The 14,921-nt window shown below is 47.8% G+C and carries 15 protein-coding genes and 1 tRNA gene; 13 read left to right on the forward strand and 3 right to left on the reverse strand.

Going from position 1 to position 14,921, the window contains the following annotated elements:
- Positions 1-8 precede the first annotated feature (8 nt).
- The 8 genes from ABGT54_RS01185 (at position 9) to ABGT54_RS01220 (ending at position 6,987) form a co-directional block, all read left to right on the forward strand.
- Entirely contained in the window at positions 9-2,387 is a 2,379-nt protein-coding gene (locus ABGT54_RS01185; protein ID WP_346662471.1) for a pyruvate formate lyase family protein, read from the forward strand.
- A gap of 142 nt (positions 2,388-2,529) precedes the next feature.
- Complete coding sequence (gene murB, locus ABGT54_RS01190) at positions 2,530-3,441, forward strand: UDP-N-acetylmuramate dehydrogenase (RefSeq protein ID WP_346662472.1); 912 nt, start codon at positions 2,530-2,532, stop codon at positions 3,439-3,441.
- Position 3,442: 1 nt separating this feature from the next.
- Complete coding sequence (gene rapZ / locus ABGT54_RS01195) at positions 3,443-4,324, forward strand: RNase adapter RapZ (protein WP_346662473.1); 882 nt, start codon at positions 3,443-3,445, stop codon at positions 4,322-4,324.
- Positions 4,325-4,333: 9 nt separating this feature from the next.
- Complete coding sequence (gene whiA / locus ABGT54_RS01200) at positions 4,334-5,215, forward strand: DNA-binding protein WhiA (RefSeq protein ID WP_346662474.1); 882 nt, start codon at positions 4,334-4,336, stop codon at positions 5,213-5,215.
- 16 nt (positions 5,216-5,231) lie between these two features.
- Positions 5,232-5,489, forward strand: a complete 258-nt coding sequence (locus ABGT54_RS01205; RefSeq protein WP_346662475.1) for an HPr family phosphocarrier protein — start codon at positions 5,232-5,234, stop codon at positions 5,487-5,489.
- A gap of 114 nt (positions 5,490-5,603) precedes the next feature.
- Positions 5,604-6,566 carry a YegS/Rv2252/BmrU family lipid kinase gene (locus ABGT54_RS01210; RefSeq protein WP_346662907.1) on the forward strand — a complete coding sequence of 321 codons (963 nt, stop codon included), beginning with the start codon at positions 5,604-5,606 and terminating at the stop codon, positions 6,564-6,566.
- Between the two features lie 100 nt (positions 6,567-6,666).
- Positions 6,667-6,738: transfer RNA gene (locus ABGT54_RS01215), tRNA-Glu, on the forward strand.
- A gap of 120 nt (positions 6,739-6,858) precedes the next feature.
- Entirely contained in the window at positions 6,859-6,987 is a 129-nt protein-coding gene (locus ABGT54_RS01220) for a hypothetical protein (protein ID WP_346662476.1), read from the forward strand.
- A 40-nt stretch (positions 6,988-7,027) separates the two neighbouring features.
- Here ABGT54_RS01220 and ABGT54_RS01225 read toward each other — a convergent pair whose 3' ends face one another.
- Entirely contained in the window at positions 7,028-7,246 is a 219-nt protein-coding gene (locus tag ABGT54_RS01225; RefSeq protein WP_076780376.1) for a helix-turn-helix transcriptional regulator, read from the reverse strand.
- A gap of 623 nt (positions 7,247-7,869) precedes the next feature.
- Here ABGT54_RS01225 and ABGT54_RS01230 point away from each other — a divergent pair.
- From ABGT54_RS01230 to ABGT54_RS01250, 5 genes are all read left to right on the forward strand, one after another.
- Entirely contained in the window at positions 7,870-8,784 is a 915-nt protein-coding gene (locus ABGT54_RS01230) for a restriction endonuclease (protein ID WP_346662477.1), read from the forward strand.
- Positions 8,785-8,897: 113 nt separating this feature from the next.
- The gene (locus tag ABGT54_RS01235; protein WP_204905148.1) at positions 8,898-9,140 is read left to right on the forward strand and encodes a type II toxin-antitoxin system Phd/YefM family antitoxin; all 243 of its coding nucleotides are present in this window, start codon (positions 8,898-8,900) and stop codon (positions 9,138-9,140) included.
- Positions 9,137-9,514, forward strand: coding sequence for a type II toxin-antitoxin system death-on-curing family toxin (locus ABGT54_RS01240; RefSeq protein WP_346662478.1), 378 nt, complete (start codon positions 9,137-9,139; stop codon positions 9,512-9,514). The genes ABGT54_RS01235 and ABGT54_RS01240 overlap by 4 nt, the downstream gene beginning before the upstream one ends.
- Positions 9,515-10,087: 573 nt before the next feature.
- A complete protein-coding gene (locus tag ABGT54_RS01245; protein WP_346662479.1) occupies positions 10,088-11,461 on the forward strand; it encodes a PhoH family protein in 1,374 nt (457 codons plus the stop codon).
- An 82-nt stretch (positions 11,462-11,543) separates the two neighbouring features.
- The gene (locus tag ABGT54_RS01250; protein WP_346662480.1) at positions 11,544-12,203 is read left to right on the forward strand and encodes an HD domain-containing protein; all 660 of its coding nucleotides are present in this window, start codon (positions 11,544-11,546) and stop codon (positions 12,201-12,203) included.
- A gap of 41 nt (positions 12,204-12,244) precedes the next feature.
- Here ABGT54_RS01250 and ABGT54_RS01255 read toward each other — a convergent pair whose 3' ends face one another.
- Complete coding sequence (locus ABGT54_RS01255) at positions 12,245-13,588, reverse strand: CapA family protein (RefSeq protein ID WP_346662481.1); 1,344 nt, start codon at positions 13,586-13,588, stop codon at positions 12,245-12,247.
- 112 nt (positions 13,589-13,700) lie between these two features.
- A complete protein-coding gene (locus tag ABGT54_RS01260) occupies positions 13,701-14,864 on the reverse strand; it encodes an MFS transporter (RefSeq protein ID WP_346662482.1) in 1,164 nt (387 codons plus the stop codon).
- Positions 14,865-14,921: the final 57 nt, after the last annotated feature.

Genomic DNA, 14,921 nt, shown 5'->3' on the forward strand with positions numbered 1-14,921 from the left:
GCAGAAAAATGGAGATCAAAGCAGTATGGAATGCAGATAAGATTACGGAACTTGCAAAGGAACGGTTTCAGGAAGAGAGAAGCTTAAACCATCTGGAGGGATGGTTCCTGGCAAAAGAGATCCAGAGAGAGTGCGACCAGAGATTTGAAAAAGATCCGGACTGCATCCGGATCGCTAAGACGCAGGTGGAAGTGGTGAAGCACATCCCGCTTTCCATCGGGGATTATCATGTGTTTGCGGGAACACAGGACGATTCCTTTGCCAGATCCTATGCGCTGATCAATCCGGCATTTACAGTGGATTCTTTTTCCGGCTACTGTGATCCGGTAGCAGTATTTGGGGACATTGATCCGATCGGCGATCTTACGAAAGAACGGATCGAGGATCTGCGGGAATATAATAATCATACCAGGTTTGCCGATGCGCTCCGCCATGCCTACGACCTGGCGGGAGAGGATACCAGTGAGGCGATTTATTTCATCGAGCAGGTAACCGGGCATCTGATCCCGGACGTGCGGCCGCTGCTTGCGGAAGGCACGGCGGGCGTGCGGGCAGAGATTGAGAAAAACCAGGCGGCCTGCGAAGACGACAGAAAGGATTACTTTGAGGCGATGAAGATCGCCCTGGACGCCCTGGACATTCTGGCGGACCGTTACCGCGCTCTGGCAGAGGACAAGGAGAAAAACAGCGAAGGAGAGGCAAAAGAGCGGTACCGCCTGATGAAAGAGACGCTGGAGAAAGTGCCGGCGCACGGAGCGTCGAATCTTTTTGAGGCGATCCAGTCGTTTATCCTGATCTGGCAGACCATGTGTCTGGAACAGACGCCCAATCCCTTTGCCTTTTCCGTGGGAAATGCGGACAGGATCTTTGAGCCCTACCGGGCAAAGACCAATATGAGCCGGGAAGTGGCGGCAGCCCTCTTTAAGCACCTGCTGGTCTTTTTCAACGTGGCGGACAGAAGCTGGGCCATTTCCCAGAACCTGCTGATCGGCGGCAGGAATGTGGAGGGAGAGGATCTGACCAATCTTACCTCTTATGCGCTTCTGGATGCCTATTATGACATGAACCTGCCCCAGCCTATTTTGTCGGTCAAGCTGCATAAGAATACGCCCAAAGAACTGTATGAGAGTCTGGGAAGGTTCTTCTTTACTCCGGGATGCCTGACCCCGTCCTTCTTTAATGACGACAGCCTCTTCCCGATCCTTGAGGCACACGGCGTGGAGACCGGGGATCTTGCGGATTATTCAGTGGCAGGCTGCCAGGAGCCGCTGATCATGGGAAAGGATAACGGCAATACCACCAACAGCTGGCTGAACCTGGGCAAGATCCTGGAACTGTGCATCAGCGGAGGCGTGTCCACTGTTACCGGAAAGAAGCTGGGAAAGACGGATGAAGAGAACGGCTGCCACAGTAAACTGGAAGTGTTGCAGAACATCCGGCAGATCTTCTATCAGAATGTGGATGAATATGCAGACCGGATGGTACGGTCCGCCAATGCGGCTTCGGAAGCCATCGGAATCCTGCAGGTACCCTTCTTGTCTACGATGATGGGCGGCGCAGACTCCGGCATCGACGTCAGGGACACCAGAAAGCAGGGAACCCGCTATAACGGCAGCGGCTGCCTGATCCACGGCCTGTCCGTGGTGGCAGATTCCTTTATCGCCATTGACACACTGCTAAAAGAACGTCCCCAGGACGCAGACCGGCTGGCGGAAGCGCTCCGGACCAATTTTGAGAAGGACCCGCAGATGCATGAGTATCTGATGAACTGCAAAAAATTTGGAAATAATGAGGCACAGGTGGATCTGGAGGCGCAGGAGATCGCCAATCGAGTGGCAGACATCGTGGCTTCCAAGAAAAATTATCTGGGCAATCCCTTCCGGCCTGATTTTTCTACACCGTCCACCCACCTTCTGTACGGCTACTGGGTGGGGGCGACGCCAGACGGACGCAAGTCCAGAGATATGCTGGGTTACGGCGTGGACCCGCTGTACGGTGAAGCACATTCCGGACTGGGATTCCGGGTGCTTTCCGGCATGAAGCTTCCTTATGAGAAGATGAACGGCGGATATGCTTCTCATTTTGGCATCAATCCGGGATATTTCCGGGTAGATACCCTGGAAGGAAAGGGCGTGGAATTCAGGGATAAGATCATCAATCCATTGTTCTATAATCCCTGCAATCCGGGCATCCAGCCCTTTTATCTGTATGTCAATGTCACCACGCCGGATATGCTCCGGAAGGTATTGAAAGAACCAAAGAAATATGCGCCCAGCGGGGTCTATATCATGCGGATCCACGGGACATTTGTCAATTTCCTGGATCTGTCTCCGGCGATCCAGGAGGATATTATCACCCGTCTGGATATGGAGTCTACCAGTATGTAGAGCAAAGTGTCGTATCAGGCGGTCTGCCCCGGTTTTCAGAAGAAACCCGCGGACAGCCGCCTCTTTGTTTTGAAGTAAACATTGAATTTGGCGGGTTTTTAGTGTATGATGGACGTTGAAATGAAGAAGACCGGGGTGTTTTATGAATCAGAAGTTTTATGAAAAACTGGCAGAGATCCTGCCGGAAGAAAGAATCAAGACAGAAGAGCCGATGCAGATGCACACTACGTTTCGGGTAGGCGGGCCTGCGGATTATTTCCTGATGCCTCAGACGCCGCAGGAGGTACAGAAGGTGGTTTCTTTGTGTAAAGAAGAGGGAATGCCCTTTTATGTGATCGGAAATGGCAGCAATCTTCTGGTGTCAGATCAGGGATACCGGGGAGTGATCCTGCAGCTGTACCGGAACATGAGCCGCATCCAGGTGGAGGGAACGGTGATCCGGGCGCAGGCAGGCGCGCTGTTGTCTGCGATAGCGGCAAGAGCGTATGAAAACCATTTGACAGGGTTTGAATTTGCGGCCGGGATTCCGGGTACCATTGGAGGCGCCACGGTGATGAATGCAGGAGCTTACGGAGGAGAGATGAAGGACGTGCTTTTGCGGGTGATGGTTCTGACGCCGGAAGGAGAACTTCTGTCAATTGAAAAAGAGGAGATGGAGCTGGGATACCGGACCAGTGTTATTTCTAAAAAGGGATATATTACTCTGGAGGCTGAGATCGGACTTTCGCCTGGAAAGCAGGAAGAGATCAAAGCGCGGATGGACGACCTTCGGATCAGGCGGACTACCAAACAGCCACTGGAGTACCCAAGCGCAGGCAGTACCTTTAAGCGGCCGGAAGGATATTTCGCCGGGAAGCTGATCCAGGACTGCGGACTGGCCGGATATCAGGTGGGAGGCGCGCAGGTATCCGAAAAGCACTGCGGATTTGTGATCAACAAAGAACATGCAACGGCTGCGGACATTGATGCGTTGATGCGCCAGGTGTCTGCGAAGGTCAAAGAACAATTTGGAGTAACGCTGGAACCGGAAGTAAAGAGACTGGGAGTGTTCTGATATGAGGCTTGTAATCATAACAGGAATGTCAGGGGCAGGGAAGAGTACCGCTCTTAAGATGCTGGAGGACGTGGGATATTTCTGTGTGGACAATCTGCCGGTGCCGCTGATCCCGAGGATTGCGGATCTGTGGAAGGGATCCGGCACAGAGATCAGCAAGGCTGCGCTTGGCGTAGACATCCGGAGCGGCCAGAGCTTTCGGGAGCTTCACAAGGTGCTGGATGAACTGGACGGCGCAAAGGTTCTCTATGAGATCCTGTATCTGGAATCGGATGATGATGTGCTGATCAAGAGATACAAGGAAACCAGAAGATTCCATCCGCTGACAGGAAGCCAGGGGCGGATTGAGGACGGGATCCGGGAAGAACGTCAGAAGCTGAAGTTCTTAAAAGATCGGGCGGATTATATCATTGATACCAGCCATATGCTGACCAGAGAACTGAAAGCAGAGCTGAACAAGATCTTTGTTCAGAATAAGGAGTATAAAAATCTGTACATTTCTGTGATGTCCTTTGGATTCAAATATGGAATCCCGCAGGATGCAGATCTGGTATTTGACGTGCGGTTCCTTCCGAATCCTTATTATATAGAAGAATTAAGACCAAAGACCGGGAATGATCCGGGGGTTCATGCCTATGTAATGGATAGTCCGGCAGCAGTTGCTTTTCTGGAAAAACTGACAGACCTGGTGGAATTCCTGATCCCGAATTATGTGCAGGAGGGAAAGACACAACTGGTGATCGCGGTGGGATGTACCGGAGGGAAGCACCGGTCTGTGACACTTGCCGCGGAATTATATCAGGCCCTGTCACACAATGAATCTTACGGTATCCGCCTGGAACACCGGGATATCGGCAAGGATGCGATCACGAAGGCAAAGTAGGGATGAGGCATGTCATTTTCAGGGAAAATCAAAGAGGAACTGGCCGGACATATTGCCAGGGCCAGGCACTGTAACCTTGCAGAACTCTCTGCGCTGACGGAGATGAGCGGGGAGTTTCGCGTGGGGACGGATGAAAGCTGCGGTCTGATGATCCATACAGAAAATCTGGCAGTGGCAAGAAAAGTCTTTACATTATTACAAAAAACATTTAATATAAGAACGGATATTATCGTCAGGAGAAATACGGTAAAAGGCAGCAGTAGTTATCACATCTATGCCAAGGGCGGCGAGCTTCTGGCGATCAGACAGGCAATCGTACAGGCTGTGTGCTGTAAACGCGCATATATTCGGGGAGCGTTTCTGGCATCCGGGTCTATGAGTGATCCCAGTAAGGCATATCATTTTGAAATCGTCTGCGAAGAAAACAGGCAGGCAGAGCATCTGCGGGATATGATCAATAGTTTTGATCTGGACGCGAAGATCGTGAAGCGGAAAAAGTCCTATGTGGTCTATCTGAAAGAAGGTTCTCAGATCGTGGATATCCTGAATATAATGGAGGCTCATGTGGCCCTGATGGAGCTGGAGAATATACGGATCGTAAAAGAAATGCGTAATTCTGTCAACCGCAAGGTCAACTGCGAGACTGCCAACATCAACAAAACCGTGTCGGCTGCAGTGAAGCAGAAGGAGGATATCCTGTATATCAGAGATACCATCGGTTTTGAAAAACTGCCGGAAGGCCTGCGGGAAGCTGCTCTTGCCAGGCTTCGGTACCCGGACGCTCCTTTAAAAGAGCTGGGAGCTCTACTTGAGCACCCGGTGGGAAAGTCGGGGATCAATCACAGACTTAGGAAATTAAGTGAGATGGCAGAGAAGTTAAGGGAACAGTAAGGAGGAGCAAGTAGTTATGATTAGAAGACCAGTGATTATTCAGAAGGATATGGCGAAAGAAGAGCACCCGATTGCTCTGTTAGTCCAGGAAGCCAGCCAGTATGAAAGTCAGGTTTACATCGAGGTCGACAATAAAAAGATCAATGCCAAAAGTATCATGGGCATGATGAGCCTGCAGCTGGAAAAAGGACTGAACATTACAGTGGTAAGTGATGGAAACGATGAAGAGGCTGCGGCATCCGGCGTTGAAAATTTTCTGGCAGCTCATGCCTGATGAGAACTTATACATAATAACATAATATTTGAGATAAGAGGGCATGTAAGATGCCCTCTTTGCGTAACAGGATCCTGCAGGAAGAAAGAAGTGGAGGGAAAAGGAATGGCAAGAATGAAACGATTATTGTTTGTATATAATCCGCGGGCAGGAAAAGAGCTTCTGAAGCCAAAACTTTCAGACATTGTAGACATTTTTGTAAAATCCGGATATGAAGTGGTGATCTATCCGACACAGTCCTATCATGATGCTTACAAGAAGATCCGAAAATATCCTTCCGAAGACTTTGACCTGGTGGTCTGCAGCGGGGGAGACGGGACCATTGACGAAGTAGTGACCGGTATGATGAAGCGAAGCAGAAGAAATCCCATCGGTTATATTCCCACCGGCACCACCAATGATTTTGCCAACAGCCTTCATATTCCAAAGGATCTTCTGGGCGCAGCCGACAATGCGGTAAACGGCGCAGTATTTCCCTGCGACGTGGGAAGATTCAATGACGGGACCTTTGTATACATTGCGGCTTTTGGCCTCTTTACCGACGTTTCTTATGAGACAAAGCAGGGAATGAAAAATGTGCTGGGCCACCTGGCCTATGTGCTGGAGGGGACAAAGCGGCTCTTTAACGTGCCTTCCTACCGGATCAAAGTCACCCATGACGGAGAAGTGATCGAAGATGAATTTATCTATGGCATGGTGACGAATTCCCGTTCAGTAGGCGGTTTCCGGAACATGGTAGGAAAGCAGGTGGTCTTTGACGACGGCCTCTTTGAAGTGACGCTCATCAAGACACCGAAAAACCCCATCGCCCTGCAGGAGATCATTGCGGCCCTTCTGATCGAACAGGTAGATACGAAGCATATGTATACCTTCAAGACCGGCAGGATCGAGTTTGAGTCCCTGGAAGAGATTTCCTGGACGCTGGACGGAGAGTATGGAGGAAGCCATGACAAAGTCGTGATCGAAAACCTGAATAAGCAACTGCAGATCATGGTGCCCGAAGAGCATATCCGGGAGCTGATGGCGAATCCGGATGATTATCAGCCGGAAGAAAGCAGGGTAGAAGAAGACTTGTAGAAGGAGCGAAAATCGGAATCCTGAAAAAATAAAAAAATTTGAAAAAAGTACTTGCCTAATTAGCATTTGTCTGCTATACTAGGCAAGTACGATATGACATGGCTCCGTGGTCAAGAGGTCAAGACGCTAGCCTCTCACGCTGGAATCAGGGGTTCGATTCCCCTCGGAGTCACTGAGAAAGCCCGTTTTTACGGGCTTTTTTCGTGTCTGGAAAACAAAAGTGTATCAAATGGTGTATCAAACATACGTTTGGATATTGAGGAATCAAAATACTTAAGGAGGAAATGATACATTGGATAATGCAATGGATATTCTTCTTACGAAACTGGATGATGCCATTCATGATATGGAGACTGGCAGAGTGCAGACGATAGAGGAAGCGTGGAAAGAGATTGATGAAATAGAAAGCCTTGACAGTTAACAGAAAAACTGCCAGGGCTTTTTCGCCGGTAAAATGAATTTTATAATGACTGGTCTGTATCACTTGGAATATATCTGCAAATCTCCTGAATATCACAATCCAGAATACGGCAGAGATCATTCAGCGTTGTAGTATTCAACGGTTTGTTCTTCCGCAGCTTATCAATCGTAGAACTGGAGATATGGTGCTTGTTGATCAATGTATATGTTGACTCGTTTGATTTCTTTAATGTTTCCCAGAAAGGACTGTAATCAATCATGGCATACCTCCTATGGTTAAAGGATAGTATGTGGTTGTTTTATTGACTATAGTCGCTAAAAAGACTGCAATATTAGAGAAATGAAATGGACAAAAGAACAACAGGAAAACATGATATATCTGCTAAGGGATTCCATGTACAGAGGATTGATGAGGAAGATCAAGAAATATGAAACAGGAGTAGAATAAAAATATCTCTCACAGCCTTCATTTTGTACCATCGCGATGGGCTTTTTTGAAGTTCAAGTGAGACAGGCGATAGAAATATTGTCTCAATGGACTCAGGGTCCAGTTGGATGATCTGATCAGTCGTTTGGATCATTGCGTGGATTTTAATCACAAGCCGGATATATGCAGGTATGGGAAGCAGAGTTCTCAGCAAGAGTGCTGCCATGTGAAATGCAAATAACAGATTTTCTGTTTTGGTATTACGGGGTGGATCTTGCTCTTTGAAAATTATTTGTTCCATGTTAAAATTTATGTATGTTTATAGTATTGTTTGATTATGGACAGTCAAACAGTATACTAATCGTATAAAATCGAGGATTGTGTTGCAGAGCTAATGATATTTTATCAGACGCTTATAAAGTAAAATACTTTAATAGCAAAAAGAGGTGGCGAAAAATGTATTTTGATACGTTAAATTCCGATGAACAGATATCTTATTTAATCAAACCTATTATTGAAGTGCTTCAGGAAGCAGGCGGTCAGCTGGATCGATCAGAAATCAGAGACAGGATTGGGGAAAAAGACGAGAGGATTGCAGAGTTTGAACAGAAACTGTATACGTCTGGGAAAACCGGAAATCAGTATAAAAAATTTGATTTTAAATTCAATTTTGCAATCAAAGAATTGAGTTATCTTGGGATTATCTCTTATGTAAAGTATAATCCGAAGATTACTCTTACACAAAAAGGGGCAGGTATTATTCTCGATTCTTTCGATGCGGCAGTTGAAGTGCATGATAAAGCCAAAGAGTATTGGACAGAACAGGCTGTTAAAAACAAAAGTAAAAATCCCGCACATGAAAATCCGGCGGCGGAAGACGAAGAGGAAGTTTCGACAGAAGATGGAATTGTAGATGACTTCAAAGTGAGACTGCAAAGTGCGATTGCTAGTATGTCACCGGCAAAGTTCGAGCAGTTTTCCAGAGCACTGCTCACCAAAATGGGAGTCCAGTTTACCAACAAAGGTATTCAGATCTCTAATGACGGCGGTATTGACGGATATGGATATCATGTGGATGAAGAGGATTTCAGAACCACCAGGGTAGTGATCCAATGCAAGAGATATAATACAAATCCAGTAAGTGAACCGGAGATCAATCAATTCCTTGGGGCAATGAACAAGTTTCAGGCAGACTACGGCGTTTTTATTACAAACAGCAGATTTACCAATAAAGCGCGGGAGGCCGCTAGAGAAGGCACGCCGATCACGTTGATTGACGGAAACGATCTGATCAGATTAGTGATTAAGTATGAACTTTTCATTACGCCTGTCACTACATATGTTTTAGACGACTTCTATTTGGACGATTAGGATGATTAGTCAAATGCCATGTTGAAAGATATTGGAAAATTTAAAAAATAGGTTGTATTTATCCTATTTTTTGCATATAATGCAATTAGAATATTATGAAAAGAGGGATTGATATGATCGTTGATACAAATAATTTGATTTCTATTACAGAAGCAAACCAGAATTTCTCCAAAGTGGCCCGGCTTGTAGATGAAAAGGGTTCGGTTGTGATATTAAAGAATAATGTGCCGCGTTATATGATAGTGGAATTTTCATTAGCAGAGGAAGAGCAGATGGCATCGGATGAGGATGTCATGGATATCTCCAGACGTTTGATTGAAAAGAACCGTCAGGCTTATGAGGTGCTTGCTAAATGATCCGATTATCCAAAGCACAGGTTATTATGATTCATAAACAACTCATAAAAGAGACGGGCGGAGCATCAGGCCTTCGAGATGAGGGGCTGTTGGAGTCCGCATTAAATTCTCCGTTTCAGACGTTTGGCGGGGAGGATGTATATCCGTCTCTACAACAGAAAGCAGCAAGACTATGTTTTGGACTTGTTAAAAATCATCCGTTTGTAGACGGAAATAAGCGGATTGGCGCACACGCTATGCTGGTGTTCCTTGCACTTAACGGTGTGGAGTTGCAGCATTCACAGGAAGAACTTTCTGATATCATTCTCCAGGTTGCGGCAGGCGAAATCGAGACAAAAGAACTTCTGAACTGGATTCTTCTTCATCAAATATAAATTGACAATTACGGAAATACAGTCATTAGGTACACAGCCTGATGACTGTATTTTTTACAATCTAACACAGTAAAAGCGTCCGGTTTCTTTTCTATAACATTTCTCTTATAATGAATTATGTTGGGACAGGTCCGCCTATCACAAAAGCAAAGCACAACAAAAGAAATAACACTTCTCCTGGTTGAGGTTATTGTATCACCAAACAGCAAATTAGTCACTCAACGCATAGTAGAATCGGCTTAAATACAAGAGGACTGTGAGTTCACTTTGATAAATTAGATGTTTACAATACGGGATAATAATTGCTGTCAAAGCATATAATATAATTTTGAAATAGAAAAATGCAACATGTTGCAAAAATTTTTTGCAGAGATGGATAAGCTTTTTCACTAAATAGTCAAAGAAATAATTGGAGTACACAGAAAAAGGGCATCGCAAAATCATCCGCCTGATGATTTTGCAGGAGCCCTCCTTTTACGTTGGTTTTACATTAGGCGGATAGAAGATATAACAATAAAAACGTATAGTAAAAATAGTAAGATTCAAAAAAATAACTACGGGAAGGAAATCTGAATGGGAAAAATCTATGTGCTTGATACCAACGTCCTGATCCAGGCACCATATGCGCCGGTCTGTTTTGAGGAAAATGAAGTGATACTTCCGCTGGTGGTTCTGGAGGAGTTAGATAATCTGAAGAAAGACGAGGGAGAGAGGGGAGTTAATGTGCGCCGGGCGATCCGTTTCCTGGAACAGATGCGTGCAAAAGGGAATCTGCTGGACGGGATCAGGATGGAAAATGAGGGCATCCTGAAAGTAGAGAAGAATTACCTGGATGTGGAACTGCCGCCAGATCTTCCCGATTATAAATCGGACAACCGGATTTTAAAAGTCTGTAAAGGACTGTCACAGTCCAGAGAAGAGCAGGTCACTCTTGTGACAAAGGATATCCTGCTTCGCATCAAGGCGCAGATCCTGGGAATCCGGGCGGAAGATTTTACCACAGAACAAGTGGGAGAGCATGAGACGCAGTATCAGGGCAGGATTCAGGTGTATGTGCCGGAAGAAGCATTTAAGGACTTTAAGAAAAAAGGGATCGGCACAGAACTGGCTTATTGCATGGATGAAGACGGGAAAGCATGGACGCCGGAACTGTTTGAAAATGAGTTTGTAATTTTGAAGGCTGATCAGTCTCATAAAAAGACCCAGCTTGGAAGAGTGGAGAAAGGGATGATCCGGAAGCTGGATTACAGGAAAAGCACGCCTTACGGGGTGAAGCCAAGGAACGCCGGGCAGTATTTTATCCAGGAAGCGTTGATGCAGCCGGCGGAAAAGGCGCCGCTGGTGATCATCAAGGGGATTGCCGGGACCAGCAAGACTTTTTATTCTCTGGCTGTGGGACTGGAGAAAATGCTGAATCACTATACCGGGGAGTACCGGAGGATTCTGATCTGCCGGCCAAACGCGCAGTTTGATTCGGAAATAGGTTTTCTGCCGGGCAATGAGCAGGAGAAGATTTCCCCTCTTTTGCGCCCGGTGATCGATAATCTGGAACAACTGGTAGATTCCGATGAAAAGGAAAGGTACAGCAGTGAGGCGGAACTGTCCGGGAAAATAGAAGAAATCTTTGAGCGGGGGATCATTCAGGCAGAAGCTATGAATTTTATCCGAGGAAGATCTATCGTAAAGACTTATCTGATCATAGATGAAGCGCAGAACATGACGCCTGCCCAGGTAAAAGGAATTATTACCCGGGCAGGAAAAGATACGAAGATCATCCTCCTTGGAGATCCGGGCCAGATAGACCGGCCGTTCCTGGATGAACGGACAAACGGACTAAGTTATGCGGCGGAACATATGAAGGGAAGTCCGCTCTGCTGGCAGATCACTCTGACGCCAGATGAGTGTGAGCGGTCAGAACTGGCCGTGGACGCAGTTCAGAGATTATAGAAAACATTCCGCGGAAGGTAACCAGTAAATTTTGCGGCGCCTTCCGCTTTTTATTCTAAAAAAGCAGGAGTAGTGAACACAAGTGATCAGTTATAAAGACGTTAAGAAAAATGAAGAAATCAACGCATTGATTGAAAAAGGCAATGACGTATTATATGAGCTGGGGTATACGGAGCATTCCAGAAAACATGCGGCCAGAGTCGCCCAGCGGGCCGGAGAGATTCTTGAAAAATTAGAGTTTGACGAACACGAGGTAGAACTTGCCAGGATTGCAGGATATATGCATGATATCGGCAACTGCGTCAACCGGAACAACCATGCGCACAGCGGGGCGATACTGGCATATCAGATCTTGAGGGAAGAGGATCTGTCCATCGACGATGTTCTTACAGTAGTGACAGCCATCGGGCATCACGATGAAGCCACCGGGACATCAGTAGACGCCGTCTCTGCGGCGCTGATCCTGGCGGACAAGACGGATGTGAGAAGAAACCGGGTGCAGAACCGCAACCCGGCAAACTTTGACATCCATGACCGGGTCAATTATGCGGCGCTGAAAGCGGCTCTGGAACTGAAAGAAGAAAAGAAAGTGATTCAGATGAATCTGGAACTGGACGATTCCATCTGTACGGTGATGGATTATTTTGAGATCTTTCTTGAACGGATGTTGATGTGCCGCAGAGCCGCAGAAGTGCTGGGATGCCGGTTTAAGCTGGTGGCGAACGGGAACAAGCTGTGCTGAAAACCGGTTGCATTTCATCTCTTACGAACAGACCGGATCGCTTACAGCGCTGATTTTAATGGAAGGGCTTCCTTTACTTTTTCCACGCCTTCGCCGATGATAGCCTGGGTTCTAGCTGCGGATTCGTCTGCTTCTTCTTTGATGCCTGTAACGCCGGTTGCGTTTTCCAGGTTTTCGGTGTCATCGACCGGCAGGACCAGGAACGCGGCGCCCTTCTCGCCGGGGTAGCGGTGCGTCCACATGGGAGTGAAGGTCACATCTTCCAGCGTAACCTTTCCCTTTTTGTTGCTGGAAAGGGAGAGGCTTATGAGGTAACTGTCCTCAGTTTCGCCTGTGGGCAGTTCTTCTGTCATATATTCGATCTGCTGGTTGGACAGGAAATTTCCGATGGCATAAGCGCAGAGCATCTGGTGCTTGCCGTCTGTGGAAGTCAGCACGTCTACCGGCTGGATCACATGAGGATGGCTGCCGATCAGAGTGTCGATCCCCAGGTCGCAGAGCTCCTGTGCGATCGTTTCCTGCTGTTCAGACTGGGTGGTCTGGTATTCATTGCCCCAGTGCATATAGGCGATGGTATACTGGACGCCTTTCTTTTTCATATATGCAAGAGATTTTTCTACTTCTGTATAGAAGGAATCCAGATCGTTGTAGTCAAAGGAATTGATCAGCGGTGCGATGTCCTCGGAAAGAGGGATGGCGTTGATGGAAGTTTTGCCGCCTTTTTCTGTGGTTTCATATACATAGCTTAGGACGCCGACCTTGATTCCGTTTACGTCAATGATGCGACAGGTCTTTTGTTTTTCATCGGAACGGGTCCCCAGATAGTCAAGATCCCGTTCTTTCAAAACATCCATGGTGCGTAAAAGCCCTTCGTCGCCTCCATCGTATACATGGTTGCTGGCAAGATTGATCATGTCAAAGCCGCATCCGGACAAGGCGTCTGCCAGAGCGTCCGGAGCGCGGAACATGGGATATCCGCTGTAGCCGGCTTCTTCTCCGGCAAGAGAGGTTTCCAGTGTTACGGTGGAAATGTCAGACGCCTTCAGAAGATCCCGGCAGTAGTCAAAGATGGGAGCATAATCGTAACTGCCATCCTCTGCGTTATGATAGGTGGCGGAATTCAGAATCGGGCCGTGAAACACGATATCTCCGGCTGCCGTCCAGGTGACAGTGGAAGGTGTAAACGTTTGTCCTTCCTCTTTTTTGCCGGAAGAAGAAAAGGCAAGAAAGGCAAGGATGATCAGAAGAACACAAAGTACAATGCTTTCAGACAGTAACAGATAGAATCGTTCCCTGCCCCGGACAGTAAATGTCTCCGGCAGATATCGTGTATAACGGGCGCGGCGTCTGGCCGCTTTTTTACGGTGTTTTTCAAATTCTGACATAGTTCCTGCCGCCGCTTTTGCAGTGCCAAAAGGGCTTCTCCTTCTTTTGTGTGATACAGATATTGTAACGCGCAAAAGAGAGAAAAACAAGAACGATTCCGTTCCCGGAACCTTATCTTTTCGCGGACAGTTTTCCGGCTGCAAAGGTAAAAAGTAAAATACTGGCGCCGAACAGGCAGCTGCATGCCATGCCGGTTTTCGGGCCTGCCAGATCGTTTAGGATTCCCAGAAGCCAGGGGCCGAACATGCCGCCCAGGCCGCCAAACGACAGAAAGACGCCGAGGGCCCGGCCGGGATGGCCCGGGGCCAGCCCGGAAACAACGGCCGAAGATGTGGGAAAGATGACAGAGTAACAAAGGCCGCTGACAGAGACCAGGATGGCCAAAGCGTCCGGTCCGTATACCCCGGCCAGGGTACAGCCAACGGCAAGAAGCGATGCGGCAAGGATACTTGGAATGTGTCCGATGCGGTCAACAAAAAGGGATCCGCCAAGCCGGCCCAGTGTGATCCCGATGTAAAAGAGGGAAAGGCCGGCGGAAGCTTCCAGAAGAGAAAAATGCTTCACATGACAATAGAAGTCCGCCAGCCAGGTGGCAGTGCCGATCTCGGCTGCCATATAAGCGAAGTTTGATAGGTTCATGGAAAAGAGGGCAAGGGACTGCGAGGCGCGCTGCTTTTTCTGCATAATTTTCTGCGCCTTTTGGCTGAGGCGGGGGCAGTGAAGGAAGATAAAGTACAGGGCGCAGGGCGCTGCAAATACAAGTCCCAGCCGGTAAACAAGCCGCCAGGATAGTCCGGCGTCCAGAAGGAGGCCTGCGGCTGCAGGAGTCAGGAATGCGCCGCAGCCTGCGATAGCTGCCAGGATATTTAAGTGGCGGCCCTTTTTTTCCGGATAGATGGCAGAGATGATATTGCAGCCGCCAAGTTCCAGAGAGCCAAGGCCCATCCCGATGAAAAACATGAAGAAAATGAGGAGAGGAAGCGCTGTGGAAGCTGTGTATCCAAGGACACCGGCCGTCAGGGAAACGCCTGCAAGGATCAGAGTGGATCTGGGACTGGTCCGGTCGGCAAGGACGCCTGCAAGTAAAGTGGCTGTAAAATATCCGGCGTATTGCCCCATAACAATCAAACCTCCCAGAGCATAACTAAGAGGAAGATCGGCAAGCAGTGTGGAAAGAGTAGCGCCCCGCATGCTGTCAAAAATGCCAAAAAGCAGATAGCTGAAATATCCGCCCAGAGTCAGGGCGATCAGGTGTCGTCTGGTCAAAGAAATCATCTGTTTCCTCCTGTATCTTGTGTGACGTTCAGAAATCTAGTATGATTATATCAGCAA

Origin of the sequence: uncultured Merdimonas sp. (genome assembly GCF_963929015.1) — a bacterium.
Taxonomy (GTDB): Bacteria; Bacillota; Clostridia; order Lachnospirales; family Lachnospiraceae; genus Merdimonas.

Bases quoted from the DNA above. Each gene is read 5' to 3' on its own strand.
- ABGT54_RS01205 (WP_346662475.1), top strand. From the start codon at position 5,232: ATGATTAGAAGACCAGTGATTATTCAGAAGGATATGGCGAAAGAAGAG.
- ABGT54_RS01185 (WP_346662471.1), top strand. From the start codon at position 9: ATGGAGATCAAAGCAGTATGGAATGCAGATAAGATTACGGAACTTGCA.
- ABGT54_RS01240 (WP_346662478.1), top strand. From the start codon at position 9,137: ATGATCCGATTATCCAAAGCACAGGTTATTATGATTCATAAACAACTC.
- ABGT54_RS01225 (WP_076780376.1), bottom strand. From the start codon at position 7,246: ATGATTGATTACAGTCCTTTCTGGGAAACATTAAAGAAATCAAACGAG.
- ABGT54_RS01245 (WP_346662479.1), top strand. From the start codon at position 10,088: ATGGGAAAAATCTATGTGCTTGATACCAACGTCCTGATCCAGGCACCA.
- murB (WP_346662472.1), top strand. From the start codon at position 2,530: ATGAATCAGAAGTTTTATGAAAAACTGGCAGAGATCCTGCCGGAAGAA.
- whiA (WP_346662474.1), top strand. From the start codon at position 4,334: ATGTCATTTTCAGGGAAAATCAAAGAGGAACTGGCCGGACATATTGCC.
- ABGT54_RS01255 (WP_346662481.1), bottom strand. From the start codon at position 13,588: ATGTCAGAATTTGAAAAACACCGTAAAAAAGCGGCCAGACGCCGCGCC.
- ABGT54_RS01230 (WP_346662477.1), top strand. From the start codon at position 7,870: ATGTATTTTGATACGTTAAATTCCGATGAACAGATATCTTATTTAATC.
- ABGT54_RS01210 (WP_346662907.1), top strand. From the start codon at position 5,604: ATGAAACGATTATTGTTTGTATATAATCCGCGGGCAGGAAAAGAGCTT.
- ABGT54_RS01260 (WP_346662482.1), bottom strand. From the start codon at position 14,864: ATGATTTCTTTGACCAGACGACACCTGATCGCCCTGACTCTGGGCGGA.
- ABGT54_RS01235 (WP_204905148.1), top strand. From the start codon at position 8,898: ATGATCGTTGATACAAATAATTTGATTTCTATTACAGAAGCAAACCAG.
- rapZ (WP_346662473.1), top strand. From the start codon at position 3,443: ATGAGGCTTGTAATCATAACAGGAATGTCAGGGGCAGGGAAGAGTACC.